General features: G+C 67.5%; 21 protein-coding genes and 1 pseudogene. 11 read left to right on the forward strand and 11 right to left on the reverse strand.

Annotated elements, in window-relative coordinates:
• Positions 1-24: 24 nt before the first annotated feature.
• From ABD134_RS04615 to ABD134_RS04625, 3 genes are all read right to left on the reverse strand, one after another.
• Positions 25-369, reverse strand: coding sequence for an RNA polymerase-binding protein RbpA (locus tag ABD134_RS04615; protein WP_344227095.1), 345 nt, complete (start codon positions 367-369; stop codon positions 25-27).
• A gap of 141 nt (positions 370-510) precedes the next feature.
• Positions 511-1,767, reverse strand: coding sequence for an SPFH domain-containing protein (locus tag ABD134_RS04620; protein WP_344227097.1), 1,257 nt, complete (start codon positions 1,765-1,767; stop codon positions 511-513).
• Positions 1,768-1,851: 84 nt separating this feature from the next.
• Positions 1,852-2,346 carry an NfeD family protein gene (locus ABD134_RS04625; protein WP_344227099.1) on the reverse strand — a complete coding sequence of 165 codons (495 nt, stop codon included), beginning with the start codon at positions 2,344-2,346 and terminating at the stop codon, positions 1,852-1,854.
• Positions 2,347-2,419: 73 nt separating this feature from the next.
• Between ABD134_RS04625 and ABD134_RS04630 the strand changes: the two genes are divergently transcribed.
• From ABD134_RS04630 to ABD134_RS04640, 3 genes are read left to right on the forward strand one after another with little or no spacing between them, the layout of a single operon-like run.
• Positions 2,420-4,717: a prolyl oligopeptidase family serine peptidase gene (locus ABD134_RS04630; protein ID WP_344227101.1), complete on the forward strand. Its 2,298-nt coding sequence runs from the start codon at positions 2,420-2,422 to the stop codon at positions 4,715-4,717.
• Between the two features lie 9 nt (positions 4,718-4,726).
• Positions 4,727-6,970, forward strand: coding sequence for an oxidoreductase (locus tag ABD134_RS04635; RefSeq protein WP_344227103.1), 2,244 nt, complete (start codon positions 4,727-4,729; stop codon positions 6,968-6,970).
• Between the two features lie 41 nt (positions 6,971-7,011).
• A complete protein-coding gene (locus ABD134_RS04640; protein WP_344227105.1) occupies positions 7,012-7,602 on the forward strand; it encodes a CG0192-related protein in 591 nt (196 codons plus the stop codon).
• 31 nt (positions 7,603-7,633) lie between these two features.
• On the opposite strand, the gene ABD134_RS04645 is transcribed toward ABD134_RS04640, so the two are convergent.
• Positions 7,634-8,290 (reverse strand): maleylpyruvate isomerase N-terminal domain-containing protein, encoded by a 657-nt coding sequence (locus tag ABD134_RS04645; RefSeq protein ID WP_344227107.1) that lies wholly within the window; start codon positions 8,288-8,290, stop codon positions 7,634-7,636.
• A gap of 157 nt (positions 8,291-8,447) precedes the next feature.
• Here ABD134_RS04645 and ABD134_RS04650 point away from each other — a divergent pair, with 157 nt between their 5' ends.
• Both ABD134_RS04650 and ABD134_RS04655 read left to right on the forward strand, forming a co-directional pair.
• Positions 8,448-8,987, forward strand: a complete 540-nt coding sequence (locus ABD134_RS04650; RefSeq protein ID WP_378108348.1) for a VOC family protein — start codon at positions 8,448-8,450, stop codon at positions 8,985-8,987.
• Positions 8,988-9,074: 87 nt separating this feature from the next.
• Complete coding sequence (locus ABD134_RS04655) at positions 9,075-11,486, forward strand: ATP-binding cassette domain-containing protein (RefSeq protein ID WP_344227108.1); 2,412 nt, start codon at positions 9,075-9,077, stop codon at positions 11,484-11,486.
• 100 nt (positions 11,487-11,586) lie between these two features.
• Here the strand turns inward: ABD134_RS04655 and ABD134_RS04660 are convergent, their stop codons facing one another.
• The 4 genes and pseudogenes from ABD134_RS04660 to ABD134_RS04675 form a co-directional block, all read right to left on the reverse strand.
• Entirely contained in the window at positions 11,587-13,257 is a 1,671-nt protein-coding gene (locus tag ABD134_RS04660) for an ABC transporter permease (protein ID WP_344227109.1), read from the reverse strand.
• Complete coding sequence (locus ABD134_RS04665) at positions 13,254-14,261, reverse strand: ABC transporter ATP-binding protein (protein ID WP_344227111.1); 1,008 nt, start codon at positions 14,259-14,261, stop codon at positions 13,254-13,256. Before ABD134_RS04665 ends, ABD134_RS04660 begins: the two co-directional genes overlap by 4 nt.
• Positions 14,258-14,923: a TetR/AcrR family transcriptional regulator gene (locus ABD134_RS04670; protein ID WP_344227113.1), complete on the reverse strand. Its 666-nt coding sequence runs from the start codon at positions 14,921-14,923 to the stop codon at positions 14,258-14,260. Before ABD134_RS04670 ends, ABD134_RS04665 begins: the two co-directional genes overlap by 4 nt.
• 224 nt (positions 14,924-15,147) lie before the next feature.
• A pseudogene (locus tag ABD134_RS04675) lies at positions 15,148-15,426 on the reverse strand (dihydrofolate reductase family protein); the annotation flags it as partial.
• Between the two features lie 120 nt (positions 15,427-15,546).
• Here ABD134_RS04675 and ABD134_RS04680 point away from each other — a divergent pair.
• A complete protein-coding gene (locus ABD134_RS04680) occupies positions 15,547-17,001 on the forward strand; it encodes an MBL fold metallo-hydrolase (RefSeq protein ID WP_344227115.1) in 1,455 nt (484 codons plus the stop codon).
• 39 nt (positions 17,002-17,040) lie between these two features.
• Positions 17,041-17,520: a VOC family protein gene (locus ABD134_RS04685; protein ID WP_344227116.1), complete on the forward strand. Its 480-nt coding sequence runs from the start codon at positions 17,041-17,043 to the stop codon at positions 17,518-17,520.
• 69 nt (positions 17,521-17,589) lie between these two features.
• Here ABD134_RS04685 and ABD134_RS04690 read toward each other — a convergent pair whose 3' ends face one another.
• Together ABD134_RS04690 and ABD134_RS04695 are read right to left on the reverse strand one after the other, a co-directional pair.
• A complete protein-coding gene (locus ABD134_RS04690; RefSeq protein ID WP_344227117.1) occupies positions 17,590-18,174 on the reverse strand; it encodes a hypothetical protein in 585 nt (194 codons plus the stop codon).
• Entirely contained in the window at positions 18,171-18,890 is a 720-nt protein-coding gene (locus ABD134_RS04695) for a hypothetical protein (protein ID WP_344227119.1), read from the reverse strand. Before ABD134_RS04695 ends, ABD134_RS04690 begins: the two co-directional genes overlap by 4 nt.
• 76 nt (positions 18,891-18,966) lie before the next feature.
• Here ABD134_RS04695 and ABD134_RS04700 point away from each other — a divergent pair, with 76 nt between their 5' ends.
• Both ABD134_RS04700 and ABD134_RS04705 read left to right on the forward strand, forming a co-directional pair.
• Positions 18,967-19,407, forward strand: coding sequence for a DUF3054 domain-containing protein (locus ABD134_RS04700; protein WP_344227121.1), 441 nt, complete (start codon positions 18,967-18,969; stop codon positions 19,405-19,407).
• Positions 19,408-19,458: 51 nt separating this feature from the next.
• Complete coding sequence (locus tag ABD134_RS04705) at positions 19,459-19,749, forward strand: Lrp/AsnC family transcriptional regulator (RefSeq protein ID WP_344227123.1); 291 nt, start codon at positions 19,459-19,461, stop codon at positions 19,747-19,749.
• An 88-nt stretch (positions 19,750-19,837) separates the two neighbouring features.
• Here ABD134_RS04705 and trpD read toward each other — a convergent pair whose 3' ends face one another.
• Entirely contained in the window at positions 19,838-20,896 is a 1,059-nt protein-coding gene (gene trpD, locus ABD134_RS04710; protein WP_344227125.1) for an anthranilate phosphoribosyltransferase, read from the reverse strand.
• Between the two features lie 342 nt (positions 20,897-21,238).
• Here trpD and ctaE point away from each other — a divergent pair, with 342 nt between their 5' ends.
• Together ctaE and qcrC are read left to right on the forward strand one after the other, a co-directional pair.
• Positions 21,239-21,877, forward strand: a complete 639-nt coding sequence (gene ctaE, locus ABD134_RS04715; RefSeq protein ID WP_378108347.1) for an aa3-type cytochrome oxidase subunit III — start codon at positions 21,239-21,241, stop codon at positions 21,875-21,877.
• A gap of 98 nt (positions 21,878-21,975) precedes the next feature.
• A complete protein-coding gene (gene qcrC / locus ABD134_RS04720) occupies positions 21,976-22,779 on the forward strand; it encodes a cytochrome bc1 complex diheme cytochrome c subunit (RefSeq protein ID WP_344227126.1) in 804 nt (267 codons plus the stop codon).
• The last annotated feature ends 4 nt before the right edge of the window (positions 22,780-22,783 follow it).

A 22,783-nucleotide genomic window follows, 5' to 3' on the forward strand; every position in this document is an offset into this window, starting at 1 on the left:
GCGTTCACACGAGTGGCGGGAAGGTCAGGAGACCTTCTCGCCGCGGCGTTCGCGCAGCTTGTCCAACTGTCCCTTGAGGGTGTCTTCCAGCTCCTCGATGCTGCGACGTTCGAGCAGCATGTCCCAGTGGGTGCGCACGGGCTTGGCATCGGACTCGTCCGGCTTGTCACCGTTGACCAGGAAGGCCACCTTGCCGGTCTTGGAAGTCCAGGTCGGGGGGATATCCGCATCGGTGGCGAAGGTCACGAGAACCTTCTCCCCGTCCTCACAGCGGTACTCGACCCGCTGGCGCGGTGCGGGCTCGACTCCGGCCTCGGACTCCATGGACTGGGCACCAAGGCGCATGCCGCGCAGGCTACGGTCGCTCATTCGATCTCCTTCCGGCCCCGTCGGCGGGGCGGTACAACGTCGACCACCCAGTCTAGTGGGTGTGGGGGTGCTCTCCGGGCCAACGCCCCGGCGGCGGGTTTTGTTCCCGCCCCCTGGGCGCGCACCATGATGGCCAGAGGCTCAGGCCGGCTGGCCGCCCTGGCCCGGTTCCGGTGCCTGCTCCGGATCCGATCCGACGCCCTGAGCCGGGGCCTGTGCCGGCCGGGAGGGAAGATCAGCAGGGACGGACTTCGCCCGGAGCGCACGTTCCGCCGTCTCCGAGTGCTCATCCTCCAGGATGGCGGGCGGCGCCAGCGCCTCCTCCAACGGGGTGTCGACGATCTTGGCCACACTCTGGCTCGACTCGTTCAGTTCCGCGGCCGTGGTCGGACGGGGTTCCCGGCGCCGGCGCCGGGCACCGGCGGTCACCTCACCCGGACGATCGGCGTCGCCCACCTCGTCCGAGCCGTCGTCGGTTCCGGAACCGGAGCTCCGGGACGGAGACTGCAGATCGGTGACCGCCGCGCCGCCGCCGGAACCGCCGAAGGCGTCTCCCAGGCGGCCGAGGGCATCGGTGAGTTCGGCCGGGATGACCCACATCGTGTTGGCGTCGCCCTCGGCGATCTTCGGCAGGGTCTCCAGATACTTGTAGGCCAGCAGATCCGGGTCCGGACGGCCTTCATGGATGGCCTCGAAGACCACGTGGATCGCCTCAGCCTCCGCGTTGGCCCGCAGGATGCGGGACTGGGCGTCACCCTCCGCCTCGAGGATGGCGGACTGGCGCTGGCCCTCGGCGGTGAGGATCTCGGCCTGCTTGGTGCCCTCCGCAGTCAGGATGGCGGCACGGCGGTCACGCTCGGCGCGCATCTGCTTCTCCATGGAGTCCTGGATGGACAGGGGCGGATCAATCGCCTTCAGTTCCACGCGGGAGACACGTAGGCCCCACTTGCCGGTGGCCTCGTCCAGCACCCCGCGCAGTTGGTTGTTGATCGAGTCGCGGCTGGTGAGGGCCTGTTCCAGGTTCATGCCGCCCACCACGTTGCGCAACGTGGTGGTGGTCAGCTGTTCCACTGCGTGGATGTAGTTGTTGATCTCGTAGGTGGCGGCCTTGGCGTCGTTGACCTGGAAATACACCACGGTATCGATGGACACCACGAGGTTGTCCTCCGTGATCACCGGTTGTGGTGGGAAGGACACCACCTGTTCACGCATGTCGATGAGCGGACGCATGCGGTCGATGAAGGGGATCATCAGCGTCAGGCCGGCGCCCTTGGTTGCTTGGTACTTGCCCAGGCGTTCCACGATGCCGGTCCGCGCCTGGGGCACGATGCGCACCGCTCGGATCAGGATGATGGCCACGAGGACCGCGACGACTATGAGCACGATGAGGACTTCCACGCCGGTGCTCCCTCCTGCGGCCCCGTTCGGGCCACGTTGTGAGTCTGCTGGTGGTGCAGACGTTGTGCCGCGGCGGTCGCGGCTTCAGGTTCCCTCAGGAAGCCCGGCGGTGCCGGAATCCCAGTCAATGGCGGCTTTCGGGTGGATGATCAGCGTGGCACCGTCCACCTCGTCGATCTCCGCTTCGTTGCCGGCGGGGATGGTCACGCCGGTGGCCGAGCGGGCCGTCCAGGTCTCCCCGTCGATCTTCGCCAGGCCGGCGGTGGACCCAGTGTCCTCCAGGACCACCACAGTGCGGCCGGGCATCGAGTCCACGTTCGTCAGTTGGTCCGCTGAGCCCTTTCTCAGTTGCCTCAGCGCCGTGGGCCGGACGGCAGCCAGCATCAGCAGCGAGACCCCGGCGAACATCACGATCTGCAGCCAGGCCTCCCCGCCCACGAGGGCGGTGGCCAGCGCGGCGGCGGAACCCGCCGCCAGCATGAGGAAGACCAGGTCCAGGACCATGGTCTCGACGACGGCGAACACCACGGCCAGGCTCAGCCACAGCACCCACAGGTTGTCACCCACCCATTCGATCACTGCGGCCTCCTCGATTAACCTTCTCCCCCCATCCTGCCTGCTGAACGGGCAGGGGACAACGTAGGTTATGGACATGCGACCTGATCAACTGGATCTCCTCACCACCGTGGATGCGCCGACCCTGACTCCGGACGGCGGCCGGCTGGTGGTCGGCGCGTCCCGCCCGGACTTCAGGACAGACGGCTACACCGGACAGTTGTGGGTCATGCCCACGGACGGTTCCGCGCCGCCGCGGCGCCTCACCCGGGGTTACCGGGACTCCGGGGCGCAGTTGTCCCCGGACGGCACCACTGTGGCGTTCCTGCGTTCTCCGGCGCCGGGTGCTGACTCCGGGACAGCGTCCGCTCCACAATTGGCCCTGATCCCGCTGGACGGCGGCGAGGGCCGGATCGTCACCGATCGTCGGCTGGGAGTCACGGGGTTCGCCTGGTCTCCGGACTCCCGCTGGATCACGTTCTCGTCTGCCGAACCGGAACCGGGCCGCTATGGGACCGTTGCCGGCGTCGGGCCACGGCAGGAGGATCCGCGTCTGATGACGGGCCCGGATCACCGGCTGAACGGGGAGGGATACACGGCGGACAAGCGTCCCCGTCTGTTCGAGATCGAGGTGCCGGATCCGCATGGCGAACCGGTCTTCCCGGCCCAGGGCCGGATGGCGGAACCTGAGGACGCGCAGGCCGGTGCCCCGGCGTTGCCCGCGGCGCGTCCGCTGACCGGGGGAGAGCGGGCTGCCTCTGATCCTGTCTATGCTGCGGACAGTCGCCATGTCTTCTTCGCCACCACTCCGGAGACGGGGTTCGGACAGAGTCTGCGCACCGCCGTCGCCGTGGTGGCGGCGCGCCGCGGTCCTGCCGAACAACCACGGCCGGCGGGTTCCGGGCCTGCGGCAGACCCCGACGCCGGCCCAGTGCGCCTCGTGGCCGGCGGCACCGAGATGAGCGTCGGGTTCGGGTCCCCGTGCGTTTCCCGGGACGGGGAGTGGCTCTACCTGCTGGGCCAGGACTTGGGGGAGTCCGGCCTGGAGTTCGTGGCGTCCAATGGTGCCGTATATGCCCTTCCGGCGGCCAGCGCCGTACGGGAGGCCGTCACCGGATGGAAGCGCCCTGCGACTGGCCTGCAACCGCGGTCGTTGACGGACCCCGAGGCCATGGGCTTTGACGGCCCCCTGCGGCCGTCCGGACAGGACCAGGTGCTGGCCTTGGGGGTGAGCCGCGGCAGGACCATCCTGGTGGGGGTGTCCCACCAGGGCCACTCCGAGGTGATCGTGGACCGGCAAGGTGAGGTGACCGGGGCCTGCGAGGCGGGCGGCACGCTCGCCGTCTCCTCCACGAGTGCGGCCTCTCCGGGCACGGTGGGCATCCAGCGCCGGGGCAGCGGCCTCCTGGAGCTCTCCGACCCGAATGCCGCCTGGCGTGCGGACCTCCCACCGGCTGCCGGGCAGGAGCGCGAGTACGGCGGTCCGGGCCGTCTTCGACCGGGCCGGGCCCCGGATCCGGAGCAGGTGATGGAGCAGCTCCAGGGCACGGACCAAGGTCAGGACCAGGACCAGGACCAGGACCAGGACCAGGACCAGGACCAGGACCAGGACCAGGACCAGGACCAGGACCAGGACCAGCCTGCCGTCCACGGATGGGTGTTCCTACCCGAGGGCCCCGGGCCGCACCCCGTCATCCTCACCATCCACGGCGGGCCGTACGCCCAGTACACCTGGTCCTGGTTCGACGAGACCCAGGTGCTCGTGGCCGCGGGTTTTGCCGTGGTGATGTGCAATCCGCGTGGATCCGACGGTTACGGAGCCGCCCACGGAGCCTCGATCCAGGGGCGCATGGGAACGGTCGACCACCAGGACATCATCGCCTTCCTGGACGGGGCACTCGAAGAGTTCGGGCCTGAGGGCAGCGGGCAGCTGGACGCCGGCCGGATCGGCATCCAGGGCGGATCCTATGGCGGCTACATGACCGCGTGGATCACCGCCCATGACCATCGGTTCACCGCGGCCATCGTGGAACGCGGCTACCTGGACCCCGTCTCGGCACTGGGTTCCAGCGACATCGGCTGGTTCTTCAGCGAGCAGTACATGGGCTCGGATCCCGAACGCCTGCGGCAGCAGAGTCCGCTGCACCACGTGGACCGGGTCCGCACGCCCACCCTGGTCATCCACTCTGAAGAGGACCTGCGCTGCCCCATCGAGCATGCGCAGCGCTACTACCAGGCCCTCTGGGCCCAGGGAGTGGAGGCGGAACTCCTGATCTTCCCGGGGGAGGACCACGAGCTGTCCCGGTCCGGAACGCCCTGGCACCGGCGGGTGCGTTTCGACCACATCCTCCGGTGGTGGGACCGGCACCTCGCCAGGAAAGTTACTGACGAGTAGTATAGGAGCATGACCCTCTCCGCCGAGGCCGCCCCGGCCAGTCCGTCCTCGCCGTACCCGCACCTGTTCCGCCCCCTCGAGGTTCTCGGGGGAACCCTGCCGAACCGGATCATCATGGGCTCCATGCACTTGGGCCTCGAGGACCGGCGTGCCGATGCGACCAAGCTGGCCGCGTTCTACGCCGAGCGGGCCCGCGGGGGAGTGGGACTGATCGTCACCGGCGGCTACGCGCCCAACCTCACGGGACGCCTCACGCCCTTCGCCGGGACCATGCGCTCGAGGCGGGATGCCACCACCCATCGCGTCATCACCGACGGGGTGCATGCCGAGGGCGGGCGGATCGTCCTCCAAATCCTGCATGCCGGCCGTTATGCCTACCACCCCTTCTCGGCTGCCCCCGGGACATCTCCGTCCCCCATCACCCCGTTCACGCCGCGAGCCCTCTCCACCATGGCCGTGGAGCGCACCGTCGAGGCCTTCGTCCGGTCTGCCGGGTACGCCCGCCAGGCCGGTTATGACGGTGTGGAGATCATGGGCTCCGAGGGATACCTGATCAACCAGTTCCTCTCACCCCGGACCAACTCACGCACCGATGCATGGGGTGGCTCGGCAGCGGGGCGCCGCCGCTTCGCCACGGAGGTCGTCCGCCGCATCCGCGAGGCCGCCGGAGAGGACTTCGTCATCACGTTCCGGATGTCCATGGTCGATCTGGTCCCGGACGGGCAGACTCTCGAGGAGACGCTGGACCTGGCGCGGGAGCTCGAGGGGGCAGGCGTGAGCCTGCTCAATACCGGGATCGGCTGGCATGAGGCGCGGGTGCCCACCATCGTCACGTCGGTGCCCCGTGCCGCGTTCGCGGACTTCACGGGCCGCATCCGGGAGGCGGTCTCGGTTCCCGTGGCCGCTTCGAACCGCATCAACATGCCCCACACAGCGGAGCAGATCCTGGCCGAGGGCCGGGCCGACCTCGTCACCATGGCCCGGCCGTTCCTCGCTGATCCGGACTGGGTGATGAAAGCGGATGCCGGGATGCCGGAACGGATCAACTCCTGCATTGGCTGCAACCAGGCGTGCCTGGACCACACGTTCCAGAACAAGCCCGCCTCCTGCCTGGTCAATCCGCGCGCCGGCCGGGAGACCGATCCCGCGTTCCCGCCGCTGCCGGAACGGGCGCTTCTGCCGCTGATCCCGGTGGCCACAGGTCGCTCGACCCCTGCACCGCACCGTGGATCGGCCCCCACAACCGCCCTCCGCGCCCGGACATCGGTCTTGCGCGTGGCCGTCGTCGGCGCCGGACCGGCCGGGCTGGCCGCTTCCACCCAGGCTTCCGCCCGGGGTCACGAGGTGGACCTGTTCGAAGCCTCGGACACCATTGGCGGACAGTTCCGTCTCGCTCGGCAGATCCCCGGCAAGGAGGAGTTCGCCGAGACCCTGCGTTACTACGAACACGAGCTGGTGGCAACCGGGGTGAACCTGCGCCTGGCCCACCGCGTCACCGCCACCGAGCTGCTCGATGGCGGATATGACCGCATTCTGCTGGCCACCGGTGTGGTGCCACGCACCGTGGACCTCCCCGGGATGGACCGGCCCAATGTCCATGCCTATCCGGATGTGGTGGACGGCAGGGTGCAGTGCGGTCCGCGCGTGGCGGTCATCGGCGCCGGCGGCATCGGCTTCGACGTGTCCGAACTGCTCACCGAGCCGCACCGTGAGGGCCGGGAAGATCCGGCAGACCGGGAAGATCGGCTAGACCGCGACGGTGGAGATCAACGGGACCGGCCGGAGCCCCGAGCCCTGGTCGGCGCCCAACCGCTCGAGGACTGGCAGCGGCAATGGGGTGTGGACCCAGAGTTCTCCGGACGCGGTGGCCTGGCATCGGCCAAGCTGGCGGAACCGGCCCGGACCGTCCACCTCATCCAGCGCAAGACCACCAAGCCGGGGGCGGGCCTCGGCAAGACCACGGGCTGGGTCCACCGCGCCGCTCTGAAGGCCCGCGGTGTCGACTTCATCACTGGTGCCAGCTACGTCAGGATCGACGACGACGGCCTCCACCTGGACATCGACGGTACCCGCCGCGTTCTCGCGGTGGACGATGTCGTGGTGTGCGCCGGACAGGTGTCCCAGCGCGAGCTGCACGGAACGCTGGAGGCCGCCGGGGCCGACGTCGTACTCCTCGGCGGAGCCGATGTGGCCGCCGAGCTGGACGCCAAGCGGGCCATCGAGCAGGCGACGCGGGTGGCCGCGGCCCTCTGACGGCCTGCGGCCCCTCCCGGCTTCCCCGTACACTGGGGCCCATGGCTACCGTCTACCAAGCAACCCTGGTGCCCTCGAAGCAGGAGCTCCTGGAGTCCTGGCTGGCCCAGCAACCGTGGTCCGGTGAGGGCGAGCTGGTCAGGGTCGGCGCCTACCGCTATGACGATCCGGACGGTGAGGTGGGAGTCGAGGGACATCTGGTCCACCGGGACGGCAGCGATCAGGTCCTGCACGTGCCCATGTCCTACCGCGGCGCCCCGCTCGAGGGCGCGGAGCCCTACCTGATCGGCACCGTGGACCATTCCGTGCTCGGACAACGGTGGGTCTACGACGCCATGGCGGACCCGGTGGCCACCGCCTGCTTCCAGCGGGCACTCGACGGACTACAGCAGCAGGCTGAGGTGCACCTCTACGAGGAAGATGGCCAGTACATCGGCCACGAGGCCGACGAGGTGAGCGTGACCGTCCTGGGTCCGCTGGCCGACCAGGCGGGTCGGGTCCAGGTCCACCGGGTGGTCGCCGACCCGGAGACGGCCGGCTCCGAGCACCTCGCCGAGTCCCGCCGACTGTGGGCCACCTGGCCGGGTGGCGGCGGCATCATCTTCAGCCTCAACACGGACGACCCCGCCTGAGCCGTTGCCCGGCAGCGCCAAGGAGCGCCGGTCAGAGCACGGTGAATCCGTCCGAGAGCGGACCTCGGCCCGTCAGGGCCTCCGCAACCACCACGCCTGCGCCTCGGGCAACCGCGAGATCGGCGGCCAACCGCACGACTCTCGGCACCACGGGAGCCAAGGCGGTGGGCATCGCCTGCCCGGTGGCCCGCGCCATATCCATGGTGTGCACTGTCAGCTCGAAGATCCGCGTGGCCAAGTAGCCGGCCAGGGTCATGGTGCCCGCCGGCGTGCGCAGCTCAGCGTCCAGTCCCGTGGATTCGAGGAGGGCCAGCACCTCCGTGCGGTCTCGTTCGATGACGGATAACGGTTCCCGGCCGAGTGCCTCGCCTGCCTGCCGGCCTCGATCGGCGACCTCCTCGTCGTCACTGATGGTCCGGCCCGGCTGAGGTTCCCAGAACGCGGCGAAGTATCCAACGGGTCCGTCCACCGGGACGGCACCGGGATCCGGTCCGGCCTCCAGGTAGCGGGTCACATTGGTGTGGGAGCGATTGGTGTGGCCAGCCAGGGACCGAACCGTCCACACGCCCAGTCCGGGCGCCTCCCAGTCAGTGATGCCGCGGCAGACCACCAGAAAGGCCGTCGACGCCGCGCGGTAGTGCTCGACCGTCTCGTTGTCCGGTCCGTCCTGCTGGGGGATGGTCGCCATGGCCCACAGTGTGGCATCGACGCCTCATATGTCACCAGAGTCGGCCACGGGCCTTTCATATCGGTCATGCAGAAATCCAAGTGTCGCGTTGGATCTGCGGGGGAACCCGGGTAGACGCATGGTGAATCTCGGCGCGCTGGGGCAACCACCTGACAGAATGGTGACGGTGAGCCCCCGCACCGCGTCCAGTGCCGCGTCCACTACGGAGCCGAGAGCCTCAGACTCGGCCAGCCGACGGATCCCGGTGGAAGACCTGGTGCGACTCCGGCGGGTCCGGGACCGGATCGACCGGGAGTACCGCGAGCCACTCGATGTGGAGGCACTGGCCCGCCGCGAGGCCATGGCCTTCTACCGTGACCTGCTCGGATTCGAGGTGCGCCTCGACGTGGGCTCAGGCACCATGCGGTGGATCACGGTCGGCCCGGCCGGCCAACCAGACACGGCCATCGTGCTGACCCCGCCGGCGGTGGATCCGGGCCTCAGCGAGGCAGAGCGTCAAGCCATCACCGAGATGATGGCGAAAGGCACCTACGCCGGCATCAACCTCGCCACTGACGATCTGGACGGCTTCTTCGAGCGAGTCCAGGACGGCGGGGCGGAGGTGGTCCAAGAGCCCATCGAGCAACCCTACGGTCTGCGTGATTGCGCCTTCCGTGATCCATCCGGGAATATGGTTCGCGTCCAGCAGTCCCGCTGATCCCACCGCATCAGCATCCCACCGTGGCGGGCCCCTCATCCCCACAGCATGTCCCGTCCAGCACTCACGTCCCGCATCGGAGTCCGCATGAGCACGTTCACTGACCAGTCCACCGGAACAGCAACGGTTCACGAGGCCGATTCACACGACACGATCCGCGTGGTCGGTGCACGGCAGAACAACCTGAAGGACGTCAGCGTTGACTTGCCGAAACGGCGGCTGACAGTCTTCACGGGAGTGTCCGGGTCCGGTAAGAGCTCCCTGGTCTTCGGCACCATCGCGGCCGAATCGCAGCGGCTCATCAACGAGACGTACTCGTCCTTCGTGCAGGGCTTTATGCCGAGCATGGACCGACCGGAGGTGGATGTCCTCGAGGGGCTGACCACCGCGATCATCGTGGATCAGGAGCGGATGGGCGCCAATCCGCGGTCCACCCTCGGTACGGCCACGGACGTCAACGCGATGCTGCGGATCCTGTTCAGCCGCGTCGGTGAGCCTCACATCGGCCCGCCCAACGCCTTCTCCTTCAATGTGCCCTCAGTCTCCGCTTCCGGGGCCATCACGGTGGAGCGTGGGGGCAAGACCATCGCGGAGAAGGCGAGCTTCAACCGGCTTGGCGGCATGTGCTCCCGCTGCGAGGGGCGGGGCTCGGTCACCGACTTCGACCTCACAGCCCTTTACGACGAGGAGAAGTCGCTCCGCGAGGGGGCCCTGACCATTCCCGGCTACTCCATGGACGGCTGGTACGGCCGGATCTTCGAGGGATCTGGGTATTTCGACATGGACGAGCCGATCAAGAAGTACACCAAGAAGCAGCTGCACGACCTGCTGTACCGCGAAGCCACCAAGATCAAGGTCGAGGGCATCAACCTGACCTACCTTGGCCTGATCCCGCAGATCCAGAAGTCCATGCTGGTGAAGGACCGGGATGCCATGCAGCCACACATCCGCCGCTTCGTGGACCGGGCCGTCACCTTCACCACCTGCCCGGACTGCGAGGGCACCCGGCTGGCCGAGGAGGCTCGCTCGGTGCGGATCAACGCCAAGAACATCGCCGAGCTCTGTCAGATGCAGATCTCCGACCTCGCCGTGTGGCTCCGGGGCCTGGACCTGCCCGGCGCAGCCCCGTTGCTGGCGAACCTCACCGACACCCTGGACTCCTTCGTGGACATCGGCCTGGGCTACCTCAGCCTCGACCGCCCCGCCGGAACGCTGTCCGGCGGCGAGGCCCAGCGCACCAAGATGATCCGCCATCTGGGCTCGTCGCTGACCGATGTCACCTACGTCTTCGACGAGCCCACGATCGGGCTGCACCCACACGACATCGAGAAGATGAACCAGTTGCTGCTTGAGCTGCGGGACAAGGGCAACACCGTCCTGGTGGTGGAGCACAAGCCGGAGAGCATCAGGATCGCCGACCATGTGGTGGATCTGGGCCCGCACGCCGGGACCGACGGCGGCCAGGTCACCTTCCAGGGCGACCTGGAGGGCCTGCGTGCCTCGGGCACCCTCACCGGACGGCATCTGGACGACCGTGCCCGCCTCAAGGAGGCGGTGCGGACCGCCACCGGTCGCCTGCAGGTCCGTGGGGCGGACGCCAACAACCTGCAGGACGTCGACGTCGACCTGCCCACGGGCGTGCTGGTGGCCGTCACCGGGGTGGCCGGCTCCGGCAAGAGCTCGCTGATCCACGGTTCGGTGGCCGGCCGCGAGAGCGTGGTGGTGGTGGACCAATCCGCCATCAAGGGGTCCCGCCGGTCCAATCCGGCCACCTACACCGGCCTGCTGGAGCCGATCCGCAAGGCCTTCGCCAAGGCCAACGGGGTCAAGCCGGCACTGTTCAGCGCCAACTCCGAGGGCGCCTGCCCCACCTGCAAGGGTGCGGGCGTGATCTACACCGAGCTGGGATTCATGTCCACGGTGGCCTCCACCTGCCAGGACTGCGACGGCCAGCGGTATCAGGCCGCGGTCCTGGAATGCCGTTTCGGCCCCGACGGCGGGCAGAACATCGCCGAGGTCCTCGGCATGTCCGTGGCCCAGGCCGAGCAATTCTTCGCCGAAGGTGAGGCGCGCCTCCCCGCCGCCCACAAGATCCTGGCACGCCTGGCCGACGTCGGGCTGGGATACCTGAAGCTGGGCCAGCCGCTCACGACACTCTCTGGCGGTGAGCGGCAGCGGCTTAAACTGGCGAACGAGATGGGGGAGAGGGGCGAAGTCTACATCCTCGACGAGCCGACCACCGGCCTCCACCTGGCCGACGTCGAGAACCTCCTCGGCCTGCTGGACCGTCTGGTGGACTCGGGCAAGACCGTGATCGTCATCGAGCATCACCAGGCGGTGATGGCCCACGCCGACTGGATCGTCGATCTGGGTCCGGGTGCCGGGCACGACGGCGGCCGCATCGTTTTCGAGGGCACGCCGGCGGAGCTGGTGAGTGGGGCCGGAACCGAGCATGAGACCCTGACCGGGCGGCACCTGGCCGAGTACGTCGTGTCCTAGAGCCACCACTGGGCTCGGAGATCACGATGATCCGGCTCCGGCGGCTTTCGTCGATCGACGGTCGAGCGGTGGAGCAGCAGTGGCGAGAGGAACAGCAGCGCTACCGGGACTGGAGGTCTCGGCGGCGGTAACCCCAGAGCCCCACCGCGGTGAGTGCCACGGCGATGGCCATCATCGCCAGCAACGGGGCCGCCTCGATGTCCTGCGCAGGTAGAGCCGGTGTGTGTGAGAAGGGGGAGAGGTCCATGGCCCAGTCCGGCAGCTGAAGCAGGTCGCCGAGGAACAGAGCCAGTGCGATCCACACGACGAACAGCCAGGCCAGCACGGTCCACCGAGGCAGGAATCCGATCAAGGCCAGGGACAGGGTGGACGCCACCAGCAACGCCGGCAGGTAGGCCGCGGCGGCGAGGGCCATCTCACCAACCCAATGCCGGTCTCCGGTGCCCGCCCAGACGCCCACACCGACTCCGACGCCTCCCAGCAGGGTGAGGACGATCATCTGCAATCCCACCGTGGCCGACCACCCTGCCAGATAGCCAGTACGCGTTCGACCGGAGACGAGCAGCAGTTCCGATCTTCCGGTGGACTCCTCACCCTGCAGGGCCAGGATGCCGGAGACCCCGAGGATCAGCGGGGCGATCATCACGAAGGACAGGATGACCGCTGCGAACTCCGCGGTCAGGTCCGTACCGTCCACGGCGATCCAGTCGGCGAGCGCCGGGTTCTCCTCCAGCATGCCGTCGAGCGAGTTGGCCAGAGAGCCCATCGCGATGGCGAAGAAGAACGCGCCAACGCCCCATGCCAATGCCGAGCCTCGCTGGAGTCGCCCGGCCAGGCCGGCGGGGGAGTGCAAGCCACTGGACGCCGTCGCCGGTCCGCGGCGTGCCGGACGCAGTCCGGCACCGAGATCACGCCGCTGGGACAAGATGATGGCCAGCGCGAACAGGACGACGGTTACGGCAAGGGACACGGCCAGCGGCCACCATCGCAGGTCCACGAAGAGACGAGTCTGTTGGGCCCAGGCGAAGGGGGAGAACCAGGACAGCCAGGAGCCGGTGTTCTCGATCACGTCTCCCACGCCCCGGAGCAGGTAGGCCACGGCAACGCCCGCCATGGCCATGCCGGTGGCGTTGCGGGCGTGTTCCGTCAGTTGGGCGGCCACCATGGCCAGGGCGGCGAAGACCAACCCTGTCAGGGCGGTGCCGGCGCCGAGGGCTAGCGAGCTGTTCAGCTCCAGGTCCTCATGGCCGATGGATACCAGCCCGAAGGTGGTGGCCACGCCGACGAGGATGCAGGCCAGGGCCACGGTCGCGACTGCCGCAGTGGCCGGAGCGAAACGGCCGACTGGCAGGGCTCGGATCATCTCCAACCGTCCGGATTCCTCCTCCGCGCGGGTGTGGCGGACTGCCAGGAGGATAGCCATGATGGCTACAGTGAGGAACACATAGAGGCTGAGTTCGTTGGCCACCATGGCACCGAAGGTGTAGTCGTCCGCAGCGAAGGCCGGCCCGGTCATCATGATGGTGGCCGGGTTGGTCAGCAGTGCACCGCGCGCCTGGATGGCCTCTTCGGTGGCGAAGGCCTGGTCCAGCGAGTACACCGAGCCGTAGACGCCGAGTCCCACCGCCACTGTCCAGAGAAGGATACGGACCCGGTCGAGTCGAAGGTTGAGCCTCAACAGCTCCCCGGTCCCGGTGAACGGGGAACCGGCCTTGGGCACCGCATGGGCGGGGCCCGCCACCAGAGGTCGACGCCGGTCGAGGGCCGTCATCGCGATCCCTCCCGCTGGTCCTGCACAGACTGGCGGTCACGGTCCTGGTCCTCATTGCCGTAATGGCGCAGGAAGAGATCCTCCAGCGACGGCGGCGTGATCGTCAGGTTCTGGACCCCTGTAGCAGCCAGGACTCCGAGCACCCGGGTCAGGTGGTGGTGGTCGACGTCGAAGCGGACGCGCCCTTGATCCACAGCCAGGTCGTGGATGCCCTCCAGGCTTTCCAGCCCATGTACCCCGGATGAACCTGCGGTAGCGGGCGGGCCGGCGTCGAGGGTGGCGTTCACCGTGGACCGGGTCAGATGACGCAGGTCGTTCAGGGTGCCGCTTTCCACGGCTTTTCCCGCACGGATGATCGTGACCGTGTCACAGAGCTTCTCCACCTCGGCAAGGATGTGGCTGGACAGCAGCACGGTCCTGCCAACGTCCCGAAGGGCGCGAACCTCGGCCTGGAAGACGGCCTCCATCAGTGGGTCCAGCCCGGACGTGGGCTCGTCGAAGACGAACAGCTCGGCATCGGAGGCGAGAGCGGCCACAAGTGCCACCTTCTGCCGGTTGCCCTTGGAGTACGTGCGGGCCTTCTTGGTCGGATCCAACTCGAAGCGTTCGAGCAGTTCCTCGCGGCGGGAGCTGTTCGCGCGCTGGCCCGCCCGACGGCGTTCCTGGCCACCCAGACGGGCCAGCACGTCGATGGCCTCACCGCCGGTCAGGTTGGGCCACAGGCTCGCGTCACCGGGAACATAGGCGAGCCGACGGTGGATCGCGACCTGATCCGCCCAGGCATCCTGACCCAGGACCGTGGCCGTGCCGGAATCGGGTCGGAGTAGGCCCAGCAGGATCCGGATCGCGGTGGACTTGCCGGCACCATTCGGACCGAGGAAGCCCGTGACCTGGCCGGTGGGCACCTCGAGATCGAAACCGTCGAGGGCACGCGTGATGCCGAAGGTCTTGACCAGGCCCTTCGCTTCGACGGCGACCGCTGGCGCAACTGGTTGGGAGGTCATGATGTGGTCCTTTCGGTGCTCTGGGCGGAGCCCTGTCCCTCAAGGTAGGCGTCCAACAGGGTGGAATCCGTGAGGAGTGGCTTGGTGAAGAGCTCCAGGGTGGGCAAGAGGATGCGGTCCACATAGGCGGCGAACCAGGCGGGCAATGCGGCAAGGTCCAGGGGATCTTTCCCCGCGGGAAGGTTCAGCAGCAGAGACCCGAGTGCGAAGTCGGTGAGGAGACGTGCCCTGGCGGCTTCGTCCCGACTGGGGGAGACGGTGCCAGCACGCACACCGTCCCGGAGGTACTCGACCGTATCCGCCACCATTCCGTCGACGAGCCGGCTCGTGAGCTCTCCACCGGCCTGCAAACAGCGCAGGATGTATCCGACGAGAGGGGCATACCCCTCCAACTGGGCCAACTGGGCCAACATCGCCGCGGGAGCACCGGCGGGCAGCATCAATTCGGCCTTGTTGACCCTGATCGAGGCCTGGACGAACTCATCGCAGGCGCTGCGCAGCCCGGCGCGGGAACCGAAGTGGTGCATGATCAGCCCCGCGCTGACGCCGGCGTCCGAGGCGATGGAGCGCAGTGGAGCATCCAAGCCGTCCTGGGCGAATCGCAGGATGGCGGCGTCCCTGATCCGCGCCTTGGCGGTCTGATCGTCAGGTCCTGAACGCATGTTCAAGACACTAAACAGATGTTCAAGATGACGTCAAGGGTTGAGGTGGCCGGCGAAGGCGCTCAATCGGCTCGACTGACAGGCGGAGCCGTAGCTCTGGACGATGTAGTGAGCAGTCTTGCGTCGTGCCGTGACGTAGGCCTAGGGCGCGAAGGATACCTATTCAGTCGTTCTCTTAAAGCGCCGATAATCTACATTATGTCAACTACTGGATGGACGGGTACTCAGCGCGGTGTCTCGTACCTGGTCAGAAGCACACCCCCGGGGAACGTCCGGGTCTCCACCAGGATCAGGTTCACCCACTGATCCAGGGTCGGGAAGAACGGTGTGCCGCCGCCCACCAGGACCGGATGCGTGACGATCGCGTACTCGTCGATCAGCCCTGCCCGCACGGCCGCCGCGGCGAGGGTGGCTCCGCCGACGTCCATGATGCCGCCGCCCTCAGTCTTGAGCTTGGTGATCTCGGTGACAGGGTCTCCGGTGACCAGGCGGGCGTTCCAGTTCCCGCGTACCAGTCTCCGAAGTACAGGACAGCCCGGCGAGGGAGGACAGCGACGCCCAACTCTCCACCGAAGCTCTACCGTCCACTAATGTGGCCACCACCGCCTTCAAGGAGCATTGCCATGTTGCTGGAACGGATCTATGACCACGACCTGTCCCAGGCAAGTTATCTGATCGGCTGCCAGAAGACCGGGGAAGCCATCGTGGTGGACCCCCGCCGGGACATCCAGGAGTACCTGGACCTTGCCGCCCAGAACGGAATGCGGATCGCCGCAGTGACAGAGACCCACATCCATGCCGACTATCTCTCGGGATCCCGAGAACTCGCGCGCGCAACCGACGCCACGCTCTGCGTCTCGGCGGAGGGTGGCCCGGACTGGCAGTACGGCTTCGAGGCCGAGCGTCTACATGACCGTGACACCATCACCGTGGGCAACATCACCCTCCAGGCACTGCACACCCCCGGACACACCCCAGAGCACCTGTCGTTCCTCGTCACCGATGGCGCCGTCACCTCCGAGCCGGGATATCTCCTCTCCGGAGATTTCGTCTTCGCGGGCGATCTCGGCCGCCCCGATCTCCTCGACGAGGCGGCCGATGGCGTGGACACCCGTTTCGAGGGGGCCCGGCAACTTTTCGCGTCCCTCCGAGACGTCTTCCTCGCGCTCCCTGACCACGTGCAGGTCTTCCCGGGCCACGGCGCCGGATCGCCGTGTGGCAAGGCGCTCGGTGCGCTGCCGTCAACCTCCGTGGGGTATGAGCGGCTGTACTCGTGGTGGGGCAGGCATGTGGCGGCCGGGGACGAGGACGGCTTCATCCATGAGCTGCTCGATGGTCAACCGGACGCCCACGCGTACTTCGGACGCATGAAGCGCCAGAACCGCGAGGGGCCAGAAGTCATGGGACCCAGGGAGGCGCTGGCCGAACGGGACATCGCCACGGTCGCAGCAGGCCTGGACAACGGGTCCCTCGTGCTTGTGGACACCCGCCCGGTAGAGGCGGTCCACCGCCGGACAGTGCGGGATGCGCTGTCCCTGCCCAATCCCGGCAAGGTGGCCAGCCACGGCGCGTGGGCCTACGACCCCGAGCAGGACTCGACCCCGATCATCCTCCTGGCCGAGGGCGGCGAGCAGGCCCACCGGCTCTGGGACCACCTGGTCCGCGTCGGCATCGACCGGGTGGAGGGCTACGTCCGGAGCATCGAGGGGCTACCGGGCAGCCCACCCCTTCTCCTCTCCCCCGCCGACCTCGAGTCCGCTGACCACGCAGTTCTGCTGGATGTGCGCAGCAAGGGCGAGTACGCCGACGGGCACATCCCCGGCGCCCGGCAGCTCAATGCCGGCAAGGTTCTGTGGAGTCAGGACGCGCTCCCTCGCCAACGAGTCATCGTGACCTATTGCCAGACTGGCATCCGCAACGCCGTAGCCGCCTCGGCCCTGCGTCGCGCCGGCTTCACCGTCGCCGAACTGGAGGGGTCCTATGCCGGCTGGCAGAACTGGAAGGCTCGGTCTCGGGAATCTTCTGAGAGATCAGTGTTCGACGCCGGACACGCACCCACCGCAGAGTCCGTCGCCTGAGCCTGTTCCGCTGGCCTGCCTCACTCTTAAGCTGTGTTGATGACCACCGACATGCCCTCGGGTCCCGTGGGGCCCGCCTATGGACTCCAGCTTTGCGTTGACAGCGCACGCCCACACGAGCTCGCCGACTGGTGGGCCGAGGCCCTTCGCTGGGAGGTCGAGCCGCAGGACGAGGAATTCATCCGCCGCATGGTGACTGAGGGGCAGGCGAGCAACGCCAAGACCACGACGCACCGTGGCCGGCTGGTGTGGGCGAGCGGTACCGCCATCAACCCACCCGGGCAAGCTGACGGAGCAGGCGATCAGCCGCGCATCGTTTTCCAGGCCGTCCCCGAGTCCAAGTCCGTCAAGAACCGGGTCCATTGGGACCTGCGCGAACCCGGCGCCGACGACCAGCGCCGCACCGGTGAACTGCAACGGCTCATCGATTTGGGTGCCACGCAGGTCGGCTCAGGACGCCAGGGCCCATGGTCCTGGACCGTTCTGCAGGACCCGGAGGGCAACGAATTCTGTCTCTAGGTGCTGAGCGTCAGTCCCAACCCGGCGCCAACTCCCCCCTCATCGTGAGCCCCGTGGGATCTCAGGGCATCAGGCCAGCAGAACAGCCACGCCCACACAGGCGCACGCCCACAGCTGGCTCGCGAAGGTCCCGAGGATGAACCGTTCAGCGGCGCCGGACTTTCCCAGTTCCGAATACCGGCCCAGCGCCTTGACCGCCAGAATGATCGCCAGTCCTTCGGGCCAGCCCATGATCAGCGTTGAGGCCACGGCCAATCGCTCGAGGACACCGATCCAGGCCCCGCCTCGCAAGACGGGCTGTGCGTTGATCTCCTCGTTGAAGACCTTCTCGCCCTCTGGTCCTGTCAGGACCCGCTGGTGCTCCGGGTGGGACGAGTTGAAGGACAGCCGCAAGACCGCCACCGTGGGAGAACCCCCACCCACCGTCGCCGCCAGAACGGCCAAAGGCCCGGAGACGGCCCACCCCGCTCCCCCGCCGGACAGCAGCGCCACCACGGCTGCCGCACCCAGCAGGATGATCTGGATCACCGCAGAGCTGTACAACCAGACCTGTGGACGGTTCGGCGTCCCTCGCCATCGCTCGGAATACTGGGGCACTCCGATCAGGCCGGACACCACCAGCAGCGCCACTGACACCGCGGCTAAGCCTGTCATCCCTGTCCCCCTGGTCCACCTCCGCCATCGACCAGCCGGTCAACGCGCTCCAGCATGCCAGAGACCACGGCCGCCAGGCGTCGGGACTCACCCCACAGTCCCGTGCGCAGGCGCGAACTCACCGCCTGCTGGGTGACACCCAACGCATGAGCGGCCTCGCGTTGAGTCTTGCCGGCGTCCACCAGCCGGCCAGCATCCTGGCCTTCCTCGCTGCGCCGATGTTCGAGTTCTGCCAGCAACTGCAGGCCCGCCTCGATTCCCTCCAGCAGCTCGGCCACCTCGTTCCCGCCAGCAGCCGCGGTGCGAGATCCAGCCGAACCGGTCGAGTCGGTGGAGTCAGTGGGGCCACCTGGCGTGACCGGACCGGCCACGGCCACCCGGCCGGGTGAATGCTTGGCTCGTTCGACGGCGATGCGGGCGTACTCGAAGGCGGGTCCGGCGCCGGCACGGGTCTCCGCAGGCAGGGGCTGGCGCACCTGGCCGACCCCGATTCCCACGCTCCAATGACCGGACCGCGCCGCCGAGAGGGCGATGCCCACCACGATCTCGGCCCGATCCACCACGCCCTGCACCTCGTCTCCCGCCGTGCGCTGAAACGGGCGGACGATGCCACGGCTGGACTCGTTCTCCTCCTGGTCAATGAGGCCCTCGATGAGGGCGGCCACCCGATCCGGGCCCCGGCTGGAAGCACGCTGATCCATTGTCATGACGAACATTTCACAATCCTAGCGGTTGGTATGCTCGCGAACAAGGATTGAATATTGTTATCGAGGGGGCGTCTAGGGTGGAGGGATGCCCGCTTCTTCCGAGACCCCACCGCCGACCGATGCACGGACGACGCTGCACGCGCACACCCGGACCTCGCGTTGGATGTGGATGACCTTGTCACTGGACGCAGTGTTGATCGTGCTCTTCGCCGCGCTGGGGCGCAAGACGCACGAGTCCGGCGCGGACGTCGGCGGCCTTCTCTTCACCGCGCTTCCCTTCTTGCTGGCCTGGGCCATCGCCACCGCATTCACCCGCCCGCACCGCACCTGGGCGCAGATCTGGCCGGCCGGCGTCGTGGTGTGGTTGGTGACTGCGGCGGGCGGCCTCGCCCTGCGGGTGGCCTTCGGCGGCACGGCCGCCCCGGCGTTCCAGTGGGTGGCGGCAGGTTCCCTGGCCGTGCTCGTCCTAGGCCGCCGCGCCGTCACCGCGCTTATCCTGCGGTCACGACGTCGACGCCGGTCCTAGGATGGCATCGAGACCAGACGAGACCAAGAGAAGCACCCAGGAGGAACCACGATGGTGACAGCCTTCGTCATGATCAAGACCGACCCGGACCGAATCCCAGAGTGTGCGGAACAGCTGTCCGACCTCAATGGCGTGACGTCCGTCTATTCGGTGACCGGGAACTGGGACCTCGTGGCCATGGTCCGATTGCGCCGATACGAGGATTTGGCCGACGTCATCGCGGACCAGATGTCCAAGGTGGAGGGCGTCCGGGACACCGAGACCATGCTCGCCTTCCGCGCGTACTCACGCCATGATCTGGAAGAGGGATTCGCCCTCGGCTTCGAGAACATCGAGCAGTAGCAGCTCACAGCCGGACAGGACGAGCGTCTACAGCGTCCGGCGAACCGGGTGCCGCCGAGGTGCGGCGGGGCCACCTCGATGACCCGGCTCACGAATGCGAGACCCGCACCCAGGAATCCAGCGTGTCCTGGGCGGCGCCGGAATCGATCGATTCGGCCGCCCGCACCATGTTCGCCTTGATCCGGTCGAAGAGATGCCCCTCCGCCGAGGTATCGAAGGCCGTGAGTCCAGCGGCCGCGTTCAGCAGCACAGCGTCGCGGACCGGGCCCCGCTGGCCCGCCAGCAAATCACGCACGATACGGGCGTTGTGCTGGCCATCCCTGCCGGCCAGCGCCTCGACGTCCGCCAGGTCGATCCCGAAGTCCTGCGGATTGAGTTCATGCTCGGTCACGAGACCCTCGCGAATCTCGAAGATCGCGGAGGGACCGGACGTGGTGATCTTGTCGCGGCCATCACTGCCGCGGAAGACAAGTCCACGCAGTCCACGGTCCGCCAGCACACCGGCCAGCAGCGGCGCCATACGGGCGCTGGCGCACCCCAGCGCCTGCGCACGCACGCCAGAGGGATTGGTCAGCGGTCCGAGGTAGTTGAAGACGGTCGGCACGCCCAGCTGCTTGCGTGCCGGGGCCACATACTTCATGGACGGGTGATACCCCTGCGCGAACAGGAAGGTGATCCCCGACGTCGTGGCACACTCGAGCACCTTGTCCACTGACATGGACAGGTCGACCCCGAGCGCCTCGATCACGTCCGCAGCGCCCGCCGTGGAGGAAGCACCACGGTTGCCGTGCTTCACGACCGTTGCCCCCGCGCCCACAGCCACCAGTGACGACATGGTGGAGATGTTGACCGTTCCGAGCTTGTCCCCGCCCGTGCCCACGATGTCCAAGGTCTCCCCCGGGACCTCAAGATGCACCGCATTCTCCAGCATGACCTGCGTCAGGCCCAGCAGTTCACCGACCGTCTCCCCCTTGGCGGCGAGGGCCACCAGGAACCCGGCGATCTGCGCGTCCGTGGCGTTGCCGGACATGATCTCCCGCATCGCCCACATAGCCTCGTCGGTGGAGAGATCCTGACGGGACACCAGTCGCCCGAAGACGAAGGGCCAGGACAGGGATGCAGTCGACGAAGTACTCACGAGAATCATGCTATCCCTGCGGCTGGAGGCCACCGAAGCGTGCGTCCGTCTATTGCAGGCGCCATGGTACGGCTCATACTCTCAGTTGCGGGCGGCCGATGAGGGAGACCGAGGTCATGGACACACATTGTTGTCCCGCCCCTCTTCCCAGGCGGGCCGCAGGACGACATACTCGTGACTCGTGACCTCATGGCGGGCCAGGGCTGATTCACCGACTGATCTGCGAACCTGCGAAATTGCTGGACATTCCGGGCCAAGTGGGTGGGAAAACGATCGACACGGGAAGAACGAGAAACGCCGAAACGTTCGTCGCATTGGAGCCGTGGGGTGTTTTAGGGCCATAATGGCTGGGTGACGACTGCAACCCATGCCCTCCCCCGGCCCGCGACAGGGCTCCCCAGCCGACCCAATATGGTGCAAGTGGGCACCATGGTCTGGCTTTCCAGCGAGCTCATGTTCTTCGGCGGCCTCTTCGCCATGTACTTCACTCTGAAGTCCACCTCACCCGAGTTGTGGGCCGAGAGTACTGCGACCCTGAACGTGCCCCTGGCATTCGTGAACACCCTGATCCTCGTGGCCAGTTCCTTCACGGCCCAGGCAGGCGTATTCGCTGCCGAGCGCCTTCAGCCGCGCCGCACCGGGGGTCCGCTCGCGCTCAAGAGCTGGGGCATGGTCGAGTGGTTCATCCTGACCTTCATCATGGGTGCGATCTTCGTCTCAGTGCAGTGCTACGAGTACGCGGTGCTCGTCTCCCACGGCATCACGATCGACGCCAATGCGTACGGATCAGCCTTCTACATCACCACCGGATTCCACGCCATCCACGTGACCGGCGGACTCATCGCCTTCCTCTTCATCATCGGACGCGCCTACCTGGCCAAGCGCTTCGGTCACCACGAGGCGACTTCGGCGATCGTCGTCTCTTACTACTGGCACTTCGTCGATGTCGTCTGGATCGCGCTCTTCGCCATCGTCTACTTCCTGAAATAGGCCAGGCCGTCCTCCCGGCCCACCCGCACCACACCGAGGTAGACCGGATTCGGAACGTCACCCTCCTCCGGTCACAAAAGAAACGTTAGGAACCAACCGTGAAGGCAATCTCACAGAAACGGCGCCACCCCATCGCCGGGATCGCGCTGCTGCTTCTGGGACTTCTCATCACCGGCGGCCTGTACTCCGTCGCCAGCACCATGAACCAGGCCGAGGCCTCCAACACGGGTTCGAGCTACAGCGCAGAGGACATCACTGAGGGCGAGAAGCTGTTCAACGCCAACTGCGCCACCTGCCACGGTGCCGGAGCGGTCGGCACCGAGGACGGGCCGACCCTGGTCGGTGTCGGAGCCGCTTCCGTGAACTTCCAGGTCGGCACCGGCCGTATGCCGATGCAGATGCAGGGGCCCCAGGCCCAGGCCAAGCCGAATCAGTTCAGTGACGAACAGACCGCCCAATTGGCCGCCTACGTCGCCTCCCTCGGTGCCGGGCCGGCTATCCCGGACGAGCAGTACCTGGACGCCGACCACGAAGACGTGGACCTCGGCAACGGCGGCACGCTATTCCGCGTGAACTGTGCCATGTGCCACAACGCCGCTGCCGCCGGGGGTGCCCTGACGCGTGGCAAGTACGCCCCGGCACTGGCCGGCGTCTCCGAGCAGCACATCTACGAGGCCATGTTGACCGGCCCCCAGAACATGCCGGTCTTCAGCGACGCCAACATCAAGCCGGAGGACAAGCGGGACATCATCGCGTTCCTCAAGCAGATCGAGAGCCAGGGTTCCCCCGGCGGTGCCTCGCTTGGCTCACTGGGACCTGTGTCCGAAGGCCTTCTGGCCTGGACCGGAGGCCTTGCGGTTCTCATCGGCTTCATGGTCTGGCTGACCTCACGGTCCTCCTGACCTG

This window comes from Citricoccus alkalitolerans (assembly GCF_039528175.1).
Taxonomy (GTDB): domain Bacteria; phylum Actinomycetota; class Actinomycetes; order Actinomycetales; family Micrococcaceae; genus Citricoccus; species Citricoccus alkalitolerans.